Origin of the sequence: Pseudomonas sp. HMWF006 (genome assembly GCF_003061205.1) — a bacterium.
Classification (GTDB): Bacteria; Pseudomonadota; Gammaproteobacteria; order Pseudomonadales; family Pseudomonadaceae; genus Aquipseudomonas; species Aquipseudomonas monsensis.
In genome coordinates this window covers 1-4,807 of the sequence record NZ_QAIU01000483.1, presented here as the reverse complement: position 1 = coordinate 4,807, position 4,807 = coordinate 1, and the positions used below count along the sequence as shown (strand labels likewise).

The 4,807-nt window shown below is 51.0% G+C and carries 5 protein-coding genes and 1 pseudogene; 5 read left to right on the top strand and 1 reads right to left on the bottom strand.

Annotated features, from left to right (window positions below):
* Positions 1 to 383: 383 nt before the first annotated feature.
* The 5 genes and pseudogenes from DBR24_RS33115 to DBR24_RS21070 form a co-directional block, all read left to right on the top strand.
* Positions 384 to 634, top strand: a pseudogene (locus DBR24_RS33115) (integrase); the annotation flags it as partial.
* Complete coding sequence (locus DBR24_RS21085; protein ID WP_128615718.1) at positions 631 to 906, top strand: hypothetical protein; 276 nt, start codon at positions 631 to 633, stop codon at positions 904 to 906. The pseudogene DBR24_RS33115 and the gene DBR24_RS21085, both read left to right, overlap by 4 nt.
* Before the next feature lie 217 nt (positions 907 to 1,123).
* Positions 1,124 to 1,648, top strand: coding sequence for a TIR domain-containing protein (locus DBR24_RS21080; RefSeq protein WP_128615717.1), 525 nt, complete (start codon positions 1,124 to 1,126; stop codon positions 1,646 to 1,648).
* Between the two features lie 6 nt (positions 1,649 to 1,654).
* Positions 1,655 to 2,845: a toll/interleukin-1 receptor domain-containing protein gene (locus DBR24_RS21075; RefSeq protein ID WP_128615716.1), complete on the top strand. Its 1,191-nt coding sequence runs from the start codon at positions 1,655 to 1,657 to the stop codon at positions 2,843 to 2,845.
* Positions 2,842 to 3,678, top strand: coding sequence for a hypothetical protein (locus DBR24_RS21070; protein ID WP_128615715.1), 837 nt, complete (start codon positions 2,842 to 2,844; stop codon positions 3,676 to 3,678). Before DBR24_RS21075 ends, DBR24_RS21070 begins: the two co-directional genes overlap by 4 nt.
* 327 nt (positions 3,679 to 4,005) lie before the next feature.
* Here the strand turns inward: DBR24_RS21070 and DBR24_RS21065 are convergent.
* On the bottom strand, positions 4,006 to 4,807 hold an 802-nt coding region (locus tag DBR24_RS21065), incomplete at its 5' end, for a toll/interleukin-1 receptor domain-containing protein (protein WP_146189096.1).

Genomic DNA, 4,807 nt, shown 5'->3' with positions numbered 1-4,807 from the left:
CCATACAAAACAAAGCCCCTGCAGAAATGCAGGGGCTTTGTTGTTTCTGGCGTTTGGAACTCCCTGGAAGCTTCCACATTGCTGCGACAAGACCAGCGACGCCTTATCTCAATCAACAGACCGAACTCTAGCCCCCGCGCCTCGAGCCGTTACAATTTCACATCAGCCCAACATTGACGGGCTCTTGCACCTACCTATAATGCACCCCAACACACCCGCCAAGCCTAGGTTGACCCGGTCAGCAAGCTCAAATCGTGCGGGTTTTTTTTGCCCGGAGAAAACTACATGAGGCCCTTCGACAAGCCGGCCCTCAGCGTAGAACAGCAATTGGAACTGCTAAAGCAACGAGGCCTGCAAGTCGCAAACGACGACAGCTCCCTGCGTTTCCTGGGGGAATCGTCCGTCCTGCACGGGACATCCTCCATCAGTACAACCTCAAAGGCTTCCATGAATTGCGGGCAGCTATGCGTGCGAACGCTATGAGCAAATCACCCACCATCCCGCCCCCATCAACGATGGCCATTGCTATCAACTCGACCGACGTCTCGATCAGGAAGCCCGAGTACAAATCAGCTATGAGTTGGGGGACAACCGTATCGTCGTGGTGGCCGCTTACATTGGTGGTCGCGCATGAGCCTGGTATTCGATATGGATCTGTTCCTGACGGGTGTCCTGACCGGGTCGCATACCACGCGTCAACGCCACCTGCGTCAGGCAAAGGCCATCCAAACAGCGATCGCTGAGCGCTGGCAACGCGACAATCCATGGACTTGGCAGAGAAAACACCTTGCGTGTTTTTTGAATCACCACCTAAACCAGCACACTCAATCGACGCGCTATTACTATTCGCTGACCATGCAATTACTCACTCATTGCTTAGGAAAATCCTGGCAGTTCAACCGCTAGACGAAGATCAGAAAACGGCCAAAAGCAGCCAGCCAAATACGTTTAGGAAATTATGGGCGATTCAGACTGGCCGTTGCCAAGCGGGGGGGAAAATGACAATAACAGCGGCAGCACCTGTGCAGAAACGACATGAGCTCTCATGCTGGACAACCTGAACACGGGGTAATAACGTGCGAAATCGCATTTCACCATCGACGGCAATTGCCAAGGAAAGCTAATGAGTTATGGGATTTTCGGTGCACCGGTGAAACACAAAGTATTCGTCAGTTACCATCACCACGGTGATCAGGCCTACTACAACGCTTTTTCAAACGCGTTTCACGATACTTACGACGTTATTTACGACAACTCCCTTGAACGCAGCATCGATAGCGATGACGTCAATTACGTGATGCGCCGTATTCGGGAAAATCATATCACCGGCACCTCTTGTACAATTGTGCTCGTTGGGGCAGAAAGCCCAAAGCGGAAGTACATCGATTGGGAAATCGCGGCAACGCTGGAAAAACAACACGCCCTTATTGGTGTGCGTTTGCCGACCGCTCGAATGACTGCGGACAATCAGCATGTCATTGTCCCTGATCGGCTTCACGACAATATCCAGTCCGGCTTCGCATCGTGGCTTACATGGGCACAGATTACGGCCAGCACGGCGAATCTGGAGGGCTACATTGCCGAGGCAAAAAACCGAAGTCTTACGCTCATCGATAACACTCGAGCGCGCCGTGTTCGCAATGGGTGAGTTCAAATGACTGAATCGACCCGTCCTTTCCTGGTGGTGTATGTCGTCTGGCACCCGACTTTTGCCGACGGCCCCGTCATTGCTGAGATCCTTCGAAAACATTTTCGTCGAAAGCTGTACGAGAATATCGCGGGAGGTACTGGGCTCAGCGTTATTTACCGATACGTTGTGGCACCGGAATCCAGCCAACCTCTGCCGATTGACCTCACGGATTCGAACACTGCGGCCATTGTAGTCCTTACAGACAACAACCTCGTGGGCGATGTTGCTTGGACCGATTATGTCCAAGAACTCTGTAATCGTACTGAGGCAGCGGGATTAGGAACGAGGGTCTTTCCCGTCGAAATTGATAACGGTGTGCTAGTGCGCCTAGGAACTGATGAACAAGCGTTGCTTTGGGCGCGCTGGGAGGGGGAACTTGCCGAACGTGGCCGTCGATTGACTGCTGCATTGACATACGCATTTTGCCGTTTGTTACGGCATTACCTGGAGCACCTCACCCGTCCCGAAGAGGAAGAGGAGGCACTTGAGGCCTACCTAAAGAAGGTACAAATATTCCTTAGCCATTCAAAACACGACCAGCATGGCGAGAAGATTGCCCAAAACATCCGCAGCAGGCTCTACAACACACCAGGAATGGACAGCTTCTTCGATGTCTACGACATTCCAGCAGGCCTTCATTTTCAGAAAGTACTGCTCCACAAGGTACGCGTGAGCGCGATGGTCGCCATCCACACTGATTCGTACTCGTCACGTGAATGGTGTCGCAAAGAAATTATTGAGGCAAAGCGCTGGCACGTACCTCTTGTTGTAGCCAATAGCATTAGCGACATCGACGAGCGCGGCTTCCCCTATATGGGCAACGTCCCGATGGTCCGGCTGGAACCAGGCGGTGCCGATCGCATTGACTTCGTAATTGCCCGGCTACTTGACGAGGTTCTGAAAAACTTCCTATGGCGTTGCCGTATTGCGCTTGAGCTAGCGGACGAACACCTCGATCCCGCAGTCATTTTCGTGCCCAGACCACCAGAGCTTATTTCACTTGCGAGCCTGCCATCCGAGGCGGATGTAACAAATCCGATGATTGTTTATCCGGATCCACCACTCAGTGCAGAAGAAGAGCGGCTGTTCGCAGAGATATCTCCACGGGTTCAGCTACGAAGCCTGACGGAATGGAAGGCGGGGGCTGTGCGATGAGCTACCAAGAGGTTCTTGGGCAGAAGACCATTGCGATCTCCGTTTCGGAAAGCCCGGACATGCCCGCCTTAGGCCTTGGTGACGAACATCTGCGAGATGCCATGGCCGAAATAGCTCGTCATTTGCTCGCGCTCGGGGCGAGGCTAATCTATGGAGGGGATCTACGACAGCATGGATTCAGCGACCTACTATTCGAACTTGTTGCCCGGCATCGTCGAGACGCTGACGAGGGTGATAGCCGTACCGGAGTCACGAACTATCTCGCTTGGCCAGTCCACATCCTGCAACCAGTTGCCGAACTGGAAACGCAGATCGCTGAAGTTGAAGATTCTGCTGAACTCGTTTGCCTTCGAATTGACGGTAGCGAGCTACCCATTGAGGAGCGTCGCGGCCTTCCGTCTCAAGTACCCACAGAGCAAGAGTGGGCAAATGGGCTTACGTCTATGCGTATCACCATGATGTCGGATTCCGACGCAAGAATCGTTGTTGGTGGTCGGGTAGAGGACTACCAGGGGACCATGCCGGGTATTGCCGAAGAGGCGCTTCTTTCGTTGAAGGCTGGCAAGGCGATTTTCCTGATTGGTGGTTTTGGAGGGTGCACTCGCGATATCGCCGAGACCTTAGGTCTAATACAACCTCGCCCCACATCCAATCCGACATGGGCTCATCGCCGAGAGTTCGCAGCGTTCACTGCTGCGAACCTTAACAACGGATTGACCGACGAGGAAAATGCAACGCTCGCATATACCCCGCACATCGACCAAGCAATAACACTCATCCTGCGAGGGATGATGCAATTGGTCAAAACAGAAGGTTCAGAGATTGCAACCTAGAGCGCAACTGAACCGGCGCGCTTTAGCTGTCTACGAGTCGAACCTTCATTGTCGACTGCGGTTCGTCGATCATTGAGGCGTGACGTTTAAAGCGTCATGAGTACCCCGCCATATGGCCCCAGAGCAAAGCACTTGAAGCATGCCGCTGAGCATCAAGCGATCATCCATCTCGGAAACCTGGGCTCTCATTTCGATATGGAAGGTGCATCACCAAATCACCACCACTTTTGTAAAACAAGCTGCGATCACAGGAAACTGTTCTAGCTTCCTGTGAGGGAAGCCTGGATAGAAAATCATTACCGGCTCGCTGCATTGAATACTAGCTAGTCAATGAGATTTGTTAAATCGGAGTAACTTGGATAGACCTAAATCTCTCCAGCTCTTCTTTTGTAGGTTTTTTTCTGTTTGGGCGACATAGCTAAATATGCGTCTAAAATAGTCGGTGATATTGATAAGCTGATTTTTACCGTTATCGTTCCCCATTTTGCGTGACTTGACTAAAACCTCCGTGCTCGCACCTGTCTTGGCGTCTGAGAATGTAAAACTTTTGGTTTGAGGTGCAGGGCTGTCGAGAATCAAAAACATTTCACTCTCTGCTTTTTCAGCGAAATCCAACAACATAATTGCATTTGTTGTACGCCCCATCCAACCCACACCTGCATCTACGTAGCGCATTTGACGGCGGGTAGATATCTCGTTATATATGCATTGAATTTCAGTGATAAACGACATTTCCAAGTGTTCCGAACTTTGCATCAAATAATAATTAACAAAGTATTTTCCATTCAGGACGCCGTAATCACAAGACCAATCTAAGAAACCTTCAGCATCCTCCAATCGACTTTGGTCGGGATTCGAGTGTTGGGCTACAGATTCAAGAAGCGCATACATTCCCGAGTCGAAGTCAGCTCTAAAGTCCGCATGTAGTTTGTCGCGCAAAAATAAGGGTATCTTGCAATCATCTAAAAGAACAGGAATCGTTACTACACGCTTCTCATCGAGCTCCCTAAACAAACCTGCCGTTAGTTCTCTTTTGCACCATTCTGACTCAACTGATGCTTTAGACAAAATTATCAAAAGAGCACTTGCCCCCTCGATTGCTTCTTGAACTCTGCTAATTATCGAATCG

Bases quoted from the DNA above. Each gene is read 5' to 3' on its own strand.
- DBR24_RS21085 (WP_128615718.1), top strand. From the start codon at position 631: ATGAGCCTGGTATTCGATATGGATCTGTTCCTGACGGGTGTCCTGACC.
- DBR24_RS21080 (WP_128615717.1), top strand. From the start codon at position 1,124: ATGAGTTATGGGATTTTCGGTGCACCGGTGAAACACAAAGTATTCGTC.
- DBR24_RS21075 (WP_128615716.1), top strand. From the start codon at position 1,655: ATGACTGAATCGACCCGTCCTTTCCTGGTGGTGTATGTCGTCTGGCAC.
- DBR24_RS21070 (WP_128615715.1), top strand. From the start codon at position 2,842: ATGAGCTACCAAGAGGTTCTTGGGCAGAAGACCATTGCGATCTCCGTT.